Below are 13,950 nucleotides of genomic sequence, written 5' to 3' on the forward strand. Positions count from 1 at the left end.
AGGGTTGGTGAAATAAATTTAGAAGCCCCCGTGCGCTGCCGCGCACGGGGGCTTTTAAACTGATGAAGCCAATCTCGCTGCATTGGTCGGCGGCGTTCACACACGCTCGTTAATTCGGCTTTATAGACTCTTCTATATATGTATGTGCCGTGCTCAGGCGTGACGTCGAACTTCAGCTGCGCCTGCACCACCCTACTGCACCAACACAACGTCACCGGCGCTGCAATCCAGTTCATGTCTTTGCTTGCGGCCAGTATGTGACGATACCCGGCAGCAAACCTGCGAGGAACGCGAGTGCTCAAGTCGACTCCTGAGGTCCTGCACGAGCAAGCCCTGGCTCCGGACCGCAATTACGCCCTCAACATCCGGAGACCACGGACATCTTTCCGAGAGCAAACAAGCAACTCCTCTCAACGCCATATACCCACCTCCTCCCGTACCGGCAATCGTCAAACAAACTGTACCGGTACTGTACCGCCAGCTGTCGCTAAACTGCCTCCATCCCCCCGCTTCACCGATGGAGAACACCGACATGGAATTCCTCACCCTGAGCGCGCTGCCCGCCGGCATGCTGTTCGCGCTCGTCACGTCGATCACGCCCGGCCCCAACAACACGATGCTGCTCGCGTCCGGCGTCAATTTCGGCTTCCGCCGCACGATGCCGCACCTGTTCGGCATCAGCATCGGCGTCGCGATCCTGATGCTGTGCGTCGGCTTCGGCCTCGGCGAAGCGTTCAAGCGCGTCCCGGTGCTGTACACGATCCTCGAGATCGCGAGCGTCGCCTACCTGCTGTATCTCGCCTACCGGATCGGCACGTCGGGCGAGGTCAAGGCGAACGGCGGCAAGGCGCGGCCGATGACGTTCGTCGAAGCCGCCGCGTTCCAGTGGGTCAATCCGAAGGCATGGATGATGGTGCTGACCGCCGCGACGACGATCCAGCTGTCCGCCGACTACGGGATGAACGCCGCGTGGATGGCCGTCGTGTTCATCCTGATCGGCTTCCCGTGCATCAGCCTGTGGGCGGCGTTCGGCCTCGGCCTGCGGCGCTTCCTGTCGAACCGCCGCGCGTTGCGCGTGTTCAACGTGACGATGGCGGTACTGCTGATTCTGTCCCTGTATCCGCTCGTCGCGCACCTGCTGCCGCAGTAAGTGCCCGCTCACTTCCGCACGTTGAGATTCGCCGTGCGCAGGCGTACGCTAGTCTTCCAGGCGCGCGAAACCGCTACGCCGGTCGAGCCGCTACTGTCGGGAGACTACCGATGAAGCCAATGCTGAGGGCGGGCGAGCATATCGAAGGAATGCACTGGATCGCCGAATATCACCAGCAGACGCACGATATCCGGGTACTGCGCGAAGACATCGAGGTTGGCACGTATAGCGCGCCGCCGACCCTGTTCGGCGAAGAGGAAGACGTGGGCGCGCCCAACCTCGCCGACCATCGCAGCCGCGATGCCGCGCTCCACGCGTATCTGCGTCACTTCGTCAAGGAACACGACGCGGAAGAATAGCGGCGCACACGCCGCGTTCCTTCATCCGTCTTCGCACGCGTCCGACGTGCGCCGTCCGGCCGCGCGCATATCGGATTACGCGGACCGCAGCGTGCATCGCGATCCGCGCTGCGGCACGCGCGACGTTCGGCGCGATGTCATGACGTCGATGCGCGGCAGCGCGAACTCGACGCCGCCGCATCATCCTCTCTAGTGCCTAGTGCCCGAGCGGCTCCGCATGGGTCGACGACGGCACGGCTTCATGCGGTCGCGCAATCTGCTTGATCAGCAACGCGACGCACGCCAGCACGCCGGCCACCGCGATCGTCGCGAACACGCCCGCGAACGTGAAATGCCGGCGCGTCAGCTCCGCGACCAGGAACGAACCCGCGATCCCGCCGAAACGCCCGACGCCGAGCATCCACGCGACACCCGTGCCGCGCCCTTCCGTCGGATAGAACGCCGCAGCCAGCGCCGGCATCGACGATTGCGCGGTATTCATCAGCACACCGGCGACGAACACGACCAGCACGAGCAGCCCGACGTTGCCGGCCGCCTGCCCGATCGCATAGACGCTGACGGCCGTCAGCGCATAGCACACGGCGATCACGCGGTTCGCGTTGAAGCGGTCCATCAGCACGCCGCACAGCACGGCGCCCACACCGCCAAGCGGGAACAGCGCCGAGATCAGCGTCGCGCGCTGCGGCGACAGGCCCGCATCCTTCAGCAGGATCGGCATCCAGTTGATCGACGCGTAGAAGATCACGAGGCCCATGAAGTACGCGAGCCACAGCATCACCGAACCCACGATGTACGACCGCGACAGCACGACGCCGAGCCCCTTGCTGCCCGTCTGCGGGGCGGTCTCGGTCATCACGAACGAACCCGCGTTCAGCGCGTCGCGCGAAATGCGCGCGAGCGTCTCGCGGATCCGGTCGACGGGCTGGCTGTTCGCGACCATGAAGCGCACCGATTCAGGCATCTTCACGAGCAGCAGCACGCCGAGCACCAGCGGCGTCACGCCGCCGAGCATCAGCACGCTGCGCCAGCCGAAGTGCGGAATCATCCATGCGGCGAGGAAGCCGCCGAACGCCGCGCCGAGCGGAAAGCCGCAGAACATCAGGTTGATCAAGGTCGCGCGGCGCTTGTCCGGGCAGAATTCGCCCATCATCGTGACCGCGTTCGGCATCGCCGCGCCGAGCCCGACGCCGGTAATGAAGCGCAGGACCGTGAGCTGCCCGATGCTCGACGAGAACGCGGACACGAGACAGGCAATGCCGAACAGGAACACCGAGCCGAGCAGCAGCGAGCGGCGCCCGAGGCGATCGGACAGCGGGCCCGACACGAGCGCGCCGCACGCAAGACCGAACAGCGCGGCGCTCAGCACCGGCGCGAGATCGGGTTTCGCCAGATGCCATTCGGTGAGCAGCGACGGCGCGATGAAGCCGATCGCGGCCGTATCGAAACCGTCCAGCAGGACGATCACGAAACACATGAGGAAAATGAGCCACTGAAAGCCGCCGAACGGCTGCTCGTTGATGAAAGTCTGTACGTTGACGACCGGGGTGCGATTCATCGCCTGTCTCCTGATATATAAGCGGCGCGGCACTTGGCGCCGCGTCCTTCCTTTGTTCGCGCATCGAGGGCGATGCGCTTGCGCGCCGATACACTGCCGGCGCGTCTGTTCGTCATCGATGGCCCGCGGCCGCGAACCTCGCGACCGATGCCGGGCCGGGGGCGTCAGCCCACCGCCCCTGACCGGCCGTTCTAGGCGGCCCCGTCCTGTTCCTTGAAGATCTTGTCGGCGAGATGGAACGCCGAGTTCGCCGCCGGCACGCCGCAATAGATCGCGGTCTGCAGCAGCACTTCCTTGATCTCGTCGCGCGACACGCCGTTGTTGCGCGCCGCGCGCAGATGCAGCGCGAGCTCCTCGCCGCGGTTCAGCGCAACCATCATCGCGATCGTCAGCAGGCTGCGCGTGTGGCGCGGCAGCCCGTCGCGCGTCCAGATCTCGCCCCACGCGTAGCGCGTGATGAAGTCCTGGAATTCCTCGGTCACCTCGGTGCGATTCTCGATCGAACGATCGACGTGCGCGTCGCCGAGCACCGCGCGGCGCACCTTCATCCCTGCTTCGTAACGTTGCCGGTCGTCCATTGCGGCCTCCTCAGGCGGTCAGGAAATCGAGCACCGCGCGGTTGAAACCGTCCGTGCATTCGATGTTCGAGATGTGCGCGGCGTCGAATTCGACGTGACGCGCGCCGGGAATCGCGGCCGCAAGCGCGCGGCCCTGGTCGGGCGGCGTCGACATGTCGTGCGCGCCCGTCACGACGAGCACCGGCACCGCGATGCCCTTCACTTCGTCGCGCAGGTCCGCCGCGTTCAGCGCGTCGCAGTTCGCCGCATAGCCGTCCTTGTCGGTATGCACGAACGTGTCGCGGATCGCGTCGACGAGGCGCGGCTCGCGCTCGACGAACGCGTTCGTGAACCAGCGCGGCAGCACCGCGTCGGCGAGCGCAGCCATCCCTTCGGTGCGCGCCTTCTGCGCGCGCGGCTCCCACACTTCCGGCGAGCCGATCTTCGCGGACGTGTTCGCGAGCACCGCGCGACCGATCCGCGTCGGGAAGCGCGCGGCCAGCGCGGCGCCCGTCAGGCCGCCCATCGAGATCCCGCAGAAATGCGCGCGCGCGATGCCGACGTGATCCAGCAGGCCGATCACGTCACCTGCGAGCTGGTCGACCGTGTACGAGCCGGCCGGCGCGGCCGAGTGGCCGTGGCCGCGCGTGTCGTAGCGCAGGATGTTGAAGTGCTGCGTGAGCGGGCGGATCTGCGGCGCCCACATCTGCAGGTCGGCGCCGAGCGAGTTCGAGAAGACGAGCCACGGCGCGTCGTCGCGCACGGCGCGATCGATCCGGTAATGCAGTTGCACGCCGTTGACAGTGGCGAAAGGCATCAGTGTTCTCCTTGAGGATTCGGGCCCGCATACGCGGCGAGCACGGCGTCGACGTAGGCCTGCGCCTCGCCGACGTAATGTGCGGGATCGAGCAGACGCGCGAGCGCGTCGCGCGACAGGTGGGCGGATACGGTTGCGTCGGCGGCCAGCACGTCGAACAGCGTCGCACCGGTGCGCACCGCTTGCTTCGACGCGTGCTCGACGACGTGGTGCGCATCGAGCCGGCCGATCTTGTCGCCGAGCGCGAGCATCACCGCTTCGCCGAGGATCAGGCCGCGCGTCAGGTCGAGATTGGCGGCGAGGCGTTCGGCGTTGACGTCGAGACCGGCGACGATCTGCGCGATCTGCGCGAGCGCGCCGCCGGTCAGGCGCGCGAGGTCGGGCAGCGCGTCCCATTCGGCCTGCCAGCCGCCGAGCGCGCGCTCGTGCTCCTGGACCATTCCCGCGAATACCGTCGCGACGAGGCCCGGCGCGCGCACCGCCGCGGTCAGCACGGCCGCGCAGCCGACCGGGTTGCGCTTGTGCGGCATCGTCGACGAGCCGCCCTTGCCGGCTGCAGCCGGTTCGCCGAGCTCGCCGACTTCGGTCTGCATCTGCAGCGACACGTCGCGCGCGATCTTGCCGAGCGTGCCGGTCAGCATGCCGAAGCACGCGGCCGCTTCGGCGATGCGGTCGCGCTGCGTGTGCCACGGCACGGCCGGCAGCGCGAGCTTCAGGTCGTCGGCGAGCGCCGCCGACACGCCGCGCGCGTGCTCGCGCAGGCTCGCGAGCGTGCCCGCCGCGCCGCCGAACTGCAGCACGAGCGTGCGTGCGCGCAATTCGGCGAAGCGTGCGCGATGACGCAGCAGCGCGTCGAGCCATTGTGCGAATTTCAGGCCGAGCGTGATCGGCAGCGCCTGCTGCAGCCACGTGCGGCCGATCGTCGGCGTCGAGCGATGCGTGCGGGCCAGTTCGGCCAGCGATGCGCACGCGCCGTCGAGCATCGGTTCGAGCACGTCGAGCGTGTCGCGCAACTGCAGGACCGTCGCGGTATCGATGATGTCCTGGCTCGTCGCGCCCCAATGCACGAACTTCGCGGCTTCGGGATCGTCGGCCTTCACGCGCGCGGTGAGCTGCTTGACCAGCGGAATCGCGAGATTGCCGCCGAGCGCAGCGTCGCGCGCGAGCGCGTCGGCATCGAGCTGGTCCGCGTTGCACGCGCGCTCGATCGGCGCGACGGCGGCGGCGGGAATCACCTGCTGCGCGGCGAGCGCGCGCGCAAGCGCCGCCTCGACGTCGAGCATGCGCTGGACGGTCGCGCGAGGCGACCAGATCCGGTTGAGCGGCTCGGTGCCGCAGATGAGGGAGGTCAGGCGGGCGCTGTCTTCGAGCATGGCGTCAGGATGGGAAACGGCGTGCGCCTATTGTCCACCGAAGCACGCCGGCGTGCGCTCGGGCGCGCACGCCGGCTGCTTCCGGTTCAGGCGGCGGCCTTTTGCGTTGCGTCGATCAGCGGCACGCCGGTCAGCTTCTGCAGCTCGTCGAACGACAGGTCGGTGAAGATCTCGGTCACCGCGAGGCCGTCGCGCGTCACGTCGAGCACGGCCAGGTCCGTATAGATGCGGCTCACGCAGTTGATACCCGTGACCGGATACGAGCATTGCGCGACGATCTTGCTCTCGCCCTGCTTCGTCAGGTGCTCCATCATCACGAACACCTGCTTCGCGCCGATCGCGAGGTCCATCGCACCGCCGACCGCCGGAATCGCGTCGGGCGCGCCGGTATGCCAGTTCGCGAGGTCGCCCGTCGCGGATACCTGGAACGCGCCGAGCACGCAGTAGTCGAGATGGCCGCCGCGCATCATCGCGAACGAATCGGCATGGTGGAAATACGCGCCGCCCGTCAGCAGCGTCACGTGCTGCTTGCCGGCGTTGATCAGTTCGTCGTCTTCGTCGCCGGGCGCGGGCGCCGGGCCCATGCCGAGCAGCCCGTTCTCGCTGTGCAGGAAGATTTCCTTGCTCGGATCGAGGTGGTTGCCCACCAGCGTCGGCACGCCGATGCCGAGGTTCACGTACGCGCCTTCGGGAATATCCAGTGCGACGCGCTTGGCCATTTCATCGCGGGTCAGTCGTTTCATTTGGGTTCTCTCCGGTCAGGCGGCTTGGGACGCGGCGCGTTCGGCGGCCAGCTCGGCCGCATGCGCGGCCTGCGGCACTTCGACGATGCGCTGCACGAAAATGCCCGGCGTCACGATGTGTTCCGGGTTCAGCCCGCCGAGCGGCACGACTTCCGACACCTGGATGATCGACACCTTCGCCGCGCTGGCCATGATCGGCCCGAAGTTGCGCGCGGTCTTGCGGTACACGAGATTGCCCCAGCGGTCGCCCTTGTACGCCTTCACGAGCGCGAAATCGGCGTGGATCGGCTTCTCGAACACATAGCGCTTGCCGTCGATCTCGCGCGTTTCCTTGCCTTCGGCGAGCTTGGTGCCGTAGCCGGTCGGCGTGAAGAACCCGCCGATGCCCGCGCCCGCCGCGCGGATGCGCTCGGCGAGATTGCCCTGCGGCACGAGTTCGAGCTCGATCTCGCCCGCGCGGTACAGCGCGTCGAACACCTGCGAATCGCTCTGGCGCGGGAACGAGCAGATGATCTTGCGCACCCGCTTCGCCTTCAGCAGCGCGGCGAGACCCGTCTCGCCGTTGCCCGCGTTGTTGTTGACGATCGTCAGGTCGCGCGCGCCCTGCTCGATCAGCGCGTCGATCAGCTCGGACGGCATGCCGGCCGTGCCGAAGCCGCCGATCATGATCGTCGCGCCGTCGTGAACGTCGGCGACTGCCGACTGAAGCGAATCGAATATCTTGTTGACCATGTCTCTTCCTGATCCGTACCCGCGGCACGATGCGCGGCCTGTCGATGGAACACGCGTGGGTCGCGTGCCGCGCCGGGCCCGTCTCCGCACCCGGCATTTGTTCGATACACGAACCTAGATTCGATTAGCGAACGATGGGCCGATCATAGAGTCGTGCTCAGCGCGTTGTCAAGGCGGGATCCGTCGGGGAACGCCTCGTCGTCGAACGGCAGGCCGACGTAGTTCTCGGCGAGCGCCTGCGCGGCGGCCCGCGAGCGCGTCACGTACTTGAGTTCGGCGAGCTTCAGGCGGTTGACGAACGGCGTGTCGGCCGAAGACTCGTGCAGCATGTTCGTCATGAAGTACGAGAAATGCTCGGCGCGCCACACGCGCTCGAGGCAGGTCGCCGAATACGCGTCGAGCGGCGCCGCGTCGCCGTGCCGGTAGCGTGCGCCGAGCGCGCGGGCCAGCACGCGGACGTCGGCGACCGCCAGGTTCATCCCCTTCGCGCCGGTCGGCGGCACGATGTGCGCGGCGTCGCCGGCGAGGAACAGGCGCCCGTACTGCATCGTCTCCGACACGAAGCTGCGCATCGGCGTCACGCTCTTCTGCGTGATCCGGCCCTCGGCGGGCGTCCAACCGGTGTCGTTCGAGAAGCGCGTGTGCAGCTCGTCCCAGATCCGTGCGTCGGACCATTCGTCGAGGTTCTCCTCGGGCTCGCATTGCAGATAGAGCCGCGTGACGGTCGGCGAACGCATCGAGAACAGCGCGAAGCCGCGTTCGTGGTGTGCATAGACGAGCTCGTCGAGCGAAGGCGCCGCGTCGGCGAGGATGCCGAGCCACGCGTACGGGTACACGCGCTCGAACGTGCGCTGGTGTTCGGCCGGAATGGTCTGCCGCGCGATCCCGTGAAAGCCGTCGCAGCCGGCGATGTAGTCGCAGTCGATGCGGTCCGCACGGCCGTCCGCGTGCTTGAAGGTCACGAACGGCCGGTCGCCGTCGACGTCGTGCAGCGCGACGTCGCTCACCTCGAAATGCATTGGATGGCCGTGCTCGACACCGGCCGCGATCAGGTCGCGCACCACTTCGTGCTGGCTGTAGACGGTGATTGCGCGCCCGCCGGTGAGCCCGGTCAGGTCGATCCGGTGCCGCTGGCCCGCGAACAGCAGTTCGATGCCGTGATGTTCGAGCCCTTCGCGGCGCATCCGGTCGCCGAGGCCGGCCGCGTTCAGCGTGTCGACCGTGCCCTGCTCGAGCACGCCGGCGCGGATCCGGTTCTCGCAGTATTCGCGCGAACGCGCTTCGACGAGGATGGAATCGACGCCCTGCAGGCGCAGCAGATGGGAAAGCAGAAGGCCGGACGGACCGGCGCCGATGATGGCGACCTGGGTGCGCATTGTTCGTCTCCTGAACATTAATTCGAGTATTGAAACGAATTTCAGCGCTTTCCCGACTATGCGGCAACGCGATTCCAGAGATAAGTTGTATACGTTTCGCGAATATTGGTGCCGTGATGGAAGCGCTCGATCTGAACCTGATTCCCTACCTTGTCGCGCTGGACGACACCCGCAATGTGAGCCGCGCCGGCGACCAGCTCGGCGTGAGCCAGCCGCGCGTGAGCGCGGCGCTCGGCCGGCTGCGCGAGTATTTCGGCGATCCGCTGTTCGTGCGCACGTCGCGCGGGATGGAGCCGACGCCGCGTGCGCTGGCCCTGTTGCCCGCCGCGCGCGACGCGCTCGCGCAGATCGAACGCGGGCTCGTCGCGCCGCACGATTTCGATCCGGCCGCGAGCACGCATACGTTCTCGATCGCGCTGTCGGACGTCGGCGAGATCGTGTTCCTGCCGAAGCTGCTGCAGGCGTTCACGACGCTCGCGCCGCACGCGAACCTGCGCTCGGTGTCGCTGTCGCACGACGAAGTCGGACGCGGCCTCGAAGCGGGCAGCATCGATCTCGCGATCGGCTACTTCCCCGACCTGGACGGCAACAACTTCTTCCAGCAGCGGCTCTTCACGCACCGCTTCGTGTGCCTGATGCGGCGCGGCCATCCGCTCGAAGCGTCGCGGCCGTTCACGGTCGAGCAGTTCCTCGCGTGCGGGCACGCGGTCGTGCGCGCCGAGGGACGCAGCCAGGAAGTGCTCGAGAAGTATCTCGCGAAGCAGCGGATGCATCGCCGCGCGGTGCTCGAGACGCCGCACTTCATGAGCTTGCCGTTCATCCTGAGCCGCACCGACCTGATCGCGACCGTGCCGCACGCGATCGGCTATGCGTACGCGGCCGAGCACGCGTTCATCACGCCCGTCGAACCGCCATTGCAGCTGCCGCGCTTCGATCTGAAGCAGCATTGGCATCGCAAGTTTCATAACGATCCGCGCACCGCGTGGCTGAGGGGCGTCGTCGCGTCGCTGTTCAACGACGAGGCGGATGAGTGGCCGAAGTGACGCGCTGGCGCGCGGCGGCCCCGGCCGCGCGCCACGCACGCCCCGCGAAAGCATGAAACAATGCTTCCGATCCGTGCCGCCGCAGGCGGCCGTACTCGATGGAGCGAATACATGGGTAAAAAATCCTCGCGGCCCGAACCGGCCGCGTCCCGGCCGAGCCGCTCGGAGGCCGAAGAAGCCGTCCGGGTGCTGCTGCGCTGGGCCGGCGACGATCCGGCGCGCGAAGGCCTCGTCGACACGCCGGCGCGCGTCGTGCGCGCGTACGAGGAGTTCTTCTCCGGCTACACGATCGAACCGCGCGACATCCTCGCGCGCACGTTCAGCGAGGTCGACGGCTACGACGAGATGATCGTGCTGAAGGACATCCGCTTCGAGAGCTACTGCGAACACCACATGGTGCCGATCATCGGCCGCGCGCACGTCGCGTACCTGCCGAATCACCGCGTCGTCGGCATCTCGAAGCTCGCGCGACTCGTCGATGCATTCGCGAAGCGCCTGCAGATCCAGGAAAAGATGACTGTGCAGATCGCCGACACGCTGTTCGACGTGCTGCAGCCGAAAGGTGTCGGCGTGATTCTCGAAGCCGCGCATCAATGCATCTCGACGCGCGGCATCCACAAGCCCGGCGTCGAGATGGTCACGTCGCGCATGCTCGGCTCGTTCCGCACCGATCCGTCGACGCGTCGCGAATTCCTGTCGATCGTCGCGAATCCTTCTTCAGTGAACCTGACGAATACGTAAATGGTGTCTACGAAGCAAACGGCGGATGCGCCCGTGGTACTCGTGACCGGCGCCGCACGCCGGGCAGGGCGCGCATTCGCCGAGTATTTCGCCGCACAGGGCTATCGCACCGCGATTCACTACGACCGCTCGGCCGATGCCGCGCACGCGGCCGCCGACGCGATCGCCGAACGCGGGCCGGATTCGGCCGCGCTGCAGGCGGACCTGTCCGACGCTGCGCAGATCACCGCGCTGATCGACGCCGTCTTTGCGCGCTTCGGCCGCCTCGACGTGCTGGTCAACAATGCATCGGTGTTCTGGCAGGACCACTTCCCGAGCTTCGATCTCGCGGCGTTCGACCAGGCGTGGGCCGTCAATTGCCGCGCGCCGATCCTGCTCACGCGCGCGTTCTACGAACGGGCGCGGGCGGCGGGCAAGCAAGGCGTCGTCGTGAACGTGGTCGACCAGAAGATCAAGGAGAACTTCCACCGCGACCACTTCAGCTACACGGTCGCGAAGGCGGCGCTCGGCAACCTGACGCAGATGCTCGCGCTGTCGGCCGCGCCGGTGCTGCGCGTGAACGCGGTGTTTCCGGGCCTGATGCTGCCGAGCGACGACCAGACCCAGGCCGACTTCGAACATGCGAGCCGCGCGTCGACGCCGCTCGCGCGCATCGCCGGCCCCGACGACGTCGCACGCGCGATCCTGCTGCTGACGGGTGGCGCCTACAACGGCGTGGATTTCGTCGTCGACGCGGGGCAGAACCTGATCCGCGTCGATCAGGACGTGCTGTACAAGCACCGTTCGCCGACGGGCAGCCGCTGACGACTGCGCTTCGGGCTTCGGGCTTCGGGCTTCGGGCTTCGGGCTTCGGGCTTCGGGCTTCGGGCTTCGGGCTTCGGGCTTCGGGCTTCGGGCTTCGGGCTTCGGGCTTCGGGCTTCGGGCAACAACAGCACGATCGCAATGCGGCGCGCATCACGCGCCGTATCCACCTGCTCCAGCGTTACGGTTTCTCCGCACGGTCACCTTCGCGCGCCTTGCTCTGCGCGACGCTGGTGCCCGGCGGCACGCTGTGCGTGAGCCACACGTTGCCGCCGATCACCGAGCCGCGGCCGATCGTCACGCGGCCGAGAATCGTCGCGCCTGCGTAGATCACCACGTCGTCCTCGACGATCGGGTGGCGCGCGTTGCCCTTCACGAGCGCGCCGTCGCCGTCGGCCGGGAAGCTCTTCGCCCCGAGCGTGACGGCCTGGTAGACGCGCACGCGCTCGCCGATGATCGCCGTTTCGCCGATCACCACGCCGGTGCCGTGGTCGATGAAGAAGCTCGGCCCGATCTGCGCGCCGGGGTGGATGTCGATGCCGGTGGCCGAATGCGCGATTTCGTTGATGAAGCGCGCGAGCAGCGGCACGCCGAGCCGGTGCAGCGCATGCGCGAGCCGATGGTGCATCATCGCCAGCACGCCGGGGTAGCACAGCAGGATTTCGGTGATGTGCTGCGCGGCCGGGTCGCCCGCGTACGCGGCCTGGATGTCGCTGACGAGCAGCGCGCGGATCGCCGGCAACTGGGTGCCGAATTCACGCGCGATGTCGAACGCGCGTTCGTCGAGTTCGGGAAGCGGCGTGTCCGCATGTTCCGGCAGGAACGGCAATGCGCGGCGGATCTGTTCGGACAGGATGCGCAGCGTGCTTTCGAGCGTATGGCCGACGTAATAGTCGACGCTTTCGTCAGTCAGATCCGGCGCGCCGTAGTGCGTCGGGAACATCGACGCGCGCAGGCCGGTGACGATCTTGCATATCGCATCCCGGGACGGAAGTTCACGGATGCCGCGCGGATGGCGCGTACGGTGCAGTTCCTCGCGCGACTCGCGCAAACCGGCAACGATCTCTTCGAGGCCCCAATGACGCGAAAACGATTTCGACATATGCAAAGCAGGCGGCCTGCGCAACCGGCGCACGACCGCGAATAAAAGTGACGGGTTTGCCAAGATTACCGCGTTTTTCAACCGGGGGCCGTGTGCGGCGGATCGGCCGAACGGTCAACGTCGGGCCAACATCGGCGTACGCCGTCCGCGTCAGATCGTGACGCTGCTCGCGTCGATCCAGCGCACCGCCCAGTCGCGCGCGTGCGCGATCGCGGCGCCTTCGTCGTTGAACTGGAGTTCCGACGGAAAGAAACGATTCGCGACGAGTTCCCCGTCGCTCGATCGCGAGATCACGACGTAGGGTTTGAACAAACCGCCGTCGGCGCGCGCAGGCGCGCAATTCAACAGATAACCGCGATGCGTGAATGCAGTTGTCGCTTGCATGAGTCCGCCACCTTAAGTCCCTTGTTTCTTGTCGACGTCACGTCTGTAAGGGTGCTGGCGCCCTGGTGCGGGCGGAAGCGGCGATACTGCGTCCCCTGTCGCCGCTTCGTAGGAAAAGAATCATACTCTGTAGAAAACGCCTCTTCTAGCTGAAATAAATCACGACAAATCAGCGCGCGCGGCGCGGCCGCGGCGACCGCCCGCGCGCCTTTTCCCGTCGTGTCCGGAACGGGACTTGCTTCGATCCGGAGAGCTTCGCCGCCAGGAGATTCGCGATGGAATCGTCTGCACAAACGCGGTCCGCGCATCCGCGCAGCATCGAGTTGTACAACGAGGACACGCACGACAGCACGGTCGACACCGACGGCAAGAACCGCGAAGCAGCACGCCTCGCGCGCGGCGAACCGATCTCGCCCGATCAGGTGACGACCAGCAATGCGACGCTCGACAACGCGATGCCCGAATCCAAGGACGGCCTCGCCGGCTACGACAGCCGGCCGGGCGGCAATCATCCGGCGTTCGCGCTGCGCACCGGCTACGTGATGATCGAAAAAGGATTCGACGCGCCGCCCCCGGTCGGCGACGAAATGCTCGGCATCGTGCATCGGATGTACGGCAGAGAACATTGGCCCGGCCACGCACGACGGCCCGAACGCGTGATCGAACTGACGACTGTGCCGCGCTAGCCGCGGCGTTTGAAGCGATCGTTTGCGAGGCGGCGTTCGCGCGTTGCCGTGCACAGGCAACGCGCGAACGCAAGCGCGCGTGATCGCAGCTTCGTCCGCCACAGCAGACGCTTTGCAATATCGGGCAGCGGTTCGACCGGCGTTGCGTGTCGCTCGCCTCGTGTCACGAAGCCACCGTCCAGGTATCGTGACGTGCGCCGAGACGCGTCACACCATGCCGCCCCACGCGACACTGCACTGCATTGACCGTTCCTTCCGGCCGTGGCTTTCCGCATCCGTTCCCTGCCGCAACCATTCGACCTGCGCGCCGCTCAGCGATCGAAATCCATACATCGCTTGACCGAAATCACAGCACGTTTCATCGATTTCGCTTAAATGACGAAGAGCAGTCTTCGCCGACCGGACTGTCGCACGAACGCGTGTGCGCCATGCACGTAGCGCCGCGCGATGCACCGCCTGCTCGGCCGCAACCGATGCCCACATTGCGACGCATGCCTTGTCCGCACTGCAAAGTCGCCGGCATTCGTTTA

General features: G+C 66.7%; 16 protein-coding genes. 6 read left to right on the forward strand and 10 right to left on the reverse strand.

Features of this window, described 5'->3' with window-relative positions; translation table 11 throughout:
• The first annotated feature begins 532 nt into the window (after positions 1–532).
• Positions 533–1,150 (forward strand): LysE family translocator, encoded by a 618-nt coding sequence (locus ACV229_RS06620; protein WP_448082319.1) that lies wholly within the window; start codon positions 533–535, stop codon positions 1,148–1,150.
• A 110-nt stretch (positions 1,151–1,260) separates the two neighbouring features.
• Positions 1,261–1,509, forward strand: coding sequence for a hypothetical protein (locus ACV229_RS06625; RefSeq protein ID WP_448082320.1), 249 nt, complete (start codon positions 1,261–1,263; stop codon positions 1,507–1,509).
• Positions 1,510–1,705: 196 nt separating this feature from the next.
• On the opposite strand, the gene ACV229_RS06630 is transcribed toward ACV229_RS06625, so the two are convergent.
• From ACV229_RS06630 to ACV229_RS06660, 7 genes are all read right to left on the reverse strand, one after another.
• Positions 1,706–3,064 carry an MFS transporter gene (locus ACV229_RS06630; protein WP_448082321.1) on the reverse strand — a complete coding sequence of 453 codons (1,359 nt, stop codon included), beginning with the start codon at positions 3,062–3,064 and terminating at the stop codon, positions 1,706–1,708.
• 191 nt (positions 3,065–3,255) lie between these two features.
• Positions 3,256–3,642, reverse strand: coding sequence for a 4-carboxymuconolactone decarboxylase (gene pcaC / locus ACV229_RS06635; RefSeq protein WP_448082322.1), 387 nt, complete (start codon positions 3,640–3,642; stop codon positions 3,256–3,258).
• Between the two features lie 10 nt (positions 3,643–3,652).
• A complete protein-coding gene (gene pcaD, locus ACV229_RS06640) occupies positions 3,653–4,438 on the reverse strand; it encodes a 3-oxoadipate enol-lactonase (RefSeq protein WP_448082323.1) in 786 nt (261 codons plus the stop codon).
• On the reverse strand, positions 4,438–5,811 hold the full coding sequence (locus tag ACV229_RS06645; RefSeq protein WP_448082324.1) for a 3-carboxy-cis,cis-muconate cycloisomerase: 1,374 nt from the start codon (positions 5,809–5,811) through the stop codon (positions 4,438–4,440). Before ACV229_RS06645 ends, pcaD begins: the two co-directional genes overlap by 1 nt.
• A gap of 86 nt (positions 5,812–5,897) precedes the next feature.
• Positions 5,898–6,554, reverse strand: a complete 657-nt coding sequence (locus ACV229_RS06650) for a 3-oxoacid CoA-transferase subunit B (RefSeq protein ID WP_448082325.1) — start codon at positions 6,552–6,554, stop codon at positions 5,898–5,900.
• A 15-nt stretch (positions 6,555–6,569) separates the two neighbouring features.
• Positions 6,570–7,286 carry a 3-oxoacid CoA-transferase subunit A gene (locus ACV229_RS06655; RefSeq protein WP_448082326.1) on the reverse strand — a complete coding sequence of 239 codons (717 nt, stop codon included), beginning with the start codon at positions 7,284–7,286 and terminating at the stop codon, positions 6,570–6,572.
• A gap of 143 nt (positions 7,287–7,429) precedes the next feature.
• The gene (locus tag ACV229_RS06660) at positions 7,430–8,662 is read right to left on the reverse strand and encodes a 4-hydroxybenzoate 3-monooxygenase (protein WP_448082327.1); all 1,233 of its coding nucleotides are present in this window, start codon (positions 8,660–8,662) and stop codon (positions 7,430–7,432) included.
• A 116-nt stretch (positions 8,663–8,778) separates the two neighbouring features.
• Here ACV229_RS06660 and ACV229_RS06665 point away from each other — a divergent pair, with 116 nt between their 5' ends.
• From ACV229_RS06665 to ACV229_RS06675, 3 genes are all read left to right on the forward strand, one after another.
• The gene (locus tag ACV229_RS06665) at positions 8,779–9,705 is read left to right on the forward strand and encodes a LysR family transcriptional regulator (protein ID WP_448082328.1); all 927 of its coding nucleotides are present in this window, start codon (positions 8,779–8,781) and stop codon (positions 9,703–9,705) included.
• Positions 9,706–9,816: 111 nt separating this feature from the next.
• Positions 9,817–10,446, forward strand: a complete 630-nt coding sequence (folE, locus tag ACV229_RS06670; RefSeq protein ID WP_448082329.1) for a GTP cyclohydrolase I FolE — start codon at positions 9,817–9,819, stop codon at positions 10,444–10,446.
• On the forward strand, positions 10,447–11,250 hold the full coding sequence (locus ACV229_RS06675) for an SDR family oxidoreductase (protein ID WP_448082330.1): 804 nt from the start codon (positions 10,447–10,449) through the stop codon (positions 11,248–11,250).
• A gap of 179 nt (positions 11,251–11,429) precedes the next feature.
• Here ACV229_RS06675 and epsC read toward each other — a convergent pair whose 3' ends face one another.
• Entirely contained in the window at positions 11,430–12,350 is a 921-nt protein-coding gene (gene epsC, locus ACV229_RS06680; RefSeq protein WP_448082331.1) for a serine O-acetyltransferase EpsC, read from the reverse strand.
• Between the two features lie 150 nt (positions 12,351–12,500).
• Positions 12,501–12,734 carry a hypothetical protein gene (locus tag ACV229_RS06685; RefSeq protein ID WP_448082332.1) on the reverse strand — a complete coding sequence of 78 codons (234 nt, stop codon included), beginning with the start codon at positions 12,732–12,734 and terminating at the stop codon, positions 12,501–12,503.
• A 275-nt stretch (positions 12,735–13,009) separates the two neighbouring features.
• Between ACV229_RS06685 and ACV229_RS06690 the strand changes: the two genes are divergently transcribed.
• Complete coding sequence (locus ACV229_RS06690) at positions 13,010–13,420, forward strand: DUF3005 domain-containing protein (RefSeq protein ID WP_448082333.1); 411 nt, start codon at positions 13,010–13,012, stop codon at positions 13,418–13,420.
• 207 nt (positions 13,421–13,627) lie between these two features.
• On the opposite strand, the gene ACV229_RS06695 is transcribed toward ACV229_RS06690, so the two are convergent.
• Positions 13,628–13,903 carry a hypothetical protein gene (locus ACV229_RS06695; protein WP_448082334.1) on the reverse strand — a complete coding sequence of 92 codons (276 nt, stop codon included), beginning with the start codon at positions 13,901–13,903 and terminating at the stop codon, positions 13,628–13,630.
• Positions 13,904–13,950 lie beyond the last annotated feature (47 nt).

The organism is Burkholderia sp. MR1-5-21 (genome assembly GCF_053427715.1).

Bases quoted from the DNA above. Each gene is read 5' to 3' on its own strand.
- ACV229_RS06645 (WP_448082324.1), bottom strand. From the start codon at position 5,811: ATGCTCGAAGACAGCGCCCGCCTGACCTCCCTCATCTGCGGCACCGAG.
- ACV229_RS06625 (WP_448082320.1), top strand. From the start codon at position 1,261: ATGAAGCCAATGCTGAGGGCGGGCGAGCATATCGAAGGAATGCACTGG.
- ACV229_RS06655 (WP_448082326.1), bottom strand. From the start codon at position 7,286: ATGGTCAACAAGATATTCGATTCGCTTCAGTCGGCAGTCGCCGACGTT.
- ACV229_RS06620 (WP_448082319.1), top strand. From the start codon at position 533: ATGGAATTCCTCACCCTGAGCGCGCTGCCCGCCGGCATGCTGTTCGCG.
- pcaD (WP_448082323.1), bottom strand. From the start codon at position 4,438: ATGCCTTTCGCCACTGTCAACGGCGTGCAACTGCATTACCGGATCGAT.
- ACV229_RS06675 (WP_448082330.1), top strand. From the start codon at position 10,447: ATGGTGTCTACGAAGCAAACGGCGGATGCGCCCGTGGTACTCGTGACC.
- ACV229_RS06690 (WP_448082333.1), top strand. From the start codon at position 13,010: ATGGAATCGTCTGCACAAACGCGGTCCGCGCATCCGCGCAGCATCGAG.
- folE (WP_448082329.1), top strand. From the start codon at position 9,817: ATGGGTAAAAAATCCTCGCGGCCCGAACCGGCCGCGTCCCGGCCGAGC.
- ACV229_RS06685 (WP_448082332.1), bottom strand. From the start codon at position 12,734: ATGCAAGCGACAACTGCATTCACGCATCGCGGTTATCTGTTGAATTGC.
- epsC (WP_448082331.1), bottom strand. From the start codon at position 12,350: ATGTCGAAATCGTTTTCGCGTCATTGGGGCCTCGAAGAGATCGTTGCC.
- ACV229_RS06630 (WP_448082321.1), bottom strand. From the start codon at position 3,064: ATGAATCGCACCCCGGTCGTCAACGTACAGACTTTCATCAACGAGCAG.
- ACV229_RS06665 (WP_448082328.1), top strand. From the start codon at position 8,779: ATGGAAGCGCTCGATCTGAACCTGATTCCCTACCTTGTCGCGCTGGAC.
- ACV229_RS06650 (WP_448082325.1), bottom strand. From the start codon at position 6,554: ATGAAACGACTGACCCGCGATGAAATGGCCAAGCGCGTCGCACTGGAT.
- ACV229_RS06660 (WP_448082327.1), bottom strand. From the start codon at position 8,662: ATGCGCACCCAGGTCGCCATCATCGGCGCCGGTCCGTCCGGCCTTCTG.
- ACV229_RS06695 (WP_448082334.1), bottom strand. From the start codon at position 13,903: ATGTGGGCATCGGTTGCGGCCGAGCAGGCGGTGCATCGCGCGGCGCTA.
- pcaC (WP_448082322.1), bottom strand. From the start codon at position 3,642: ATGGACGACCGGCAACGTTACGAAGCAGGGATGAAGGTGCGCCGCGCG.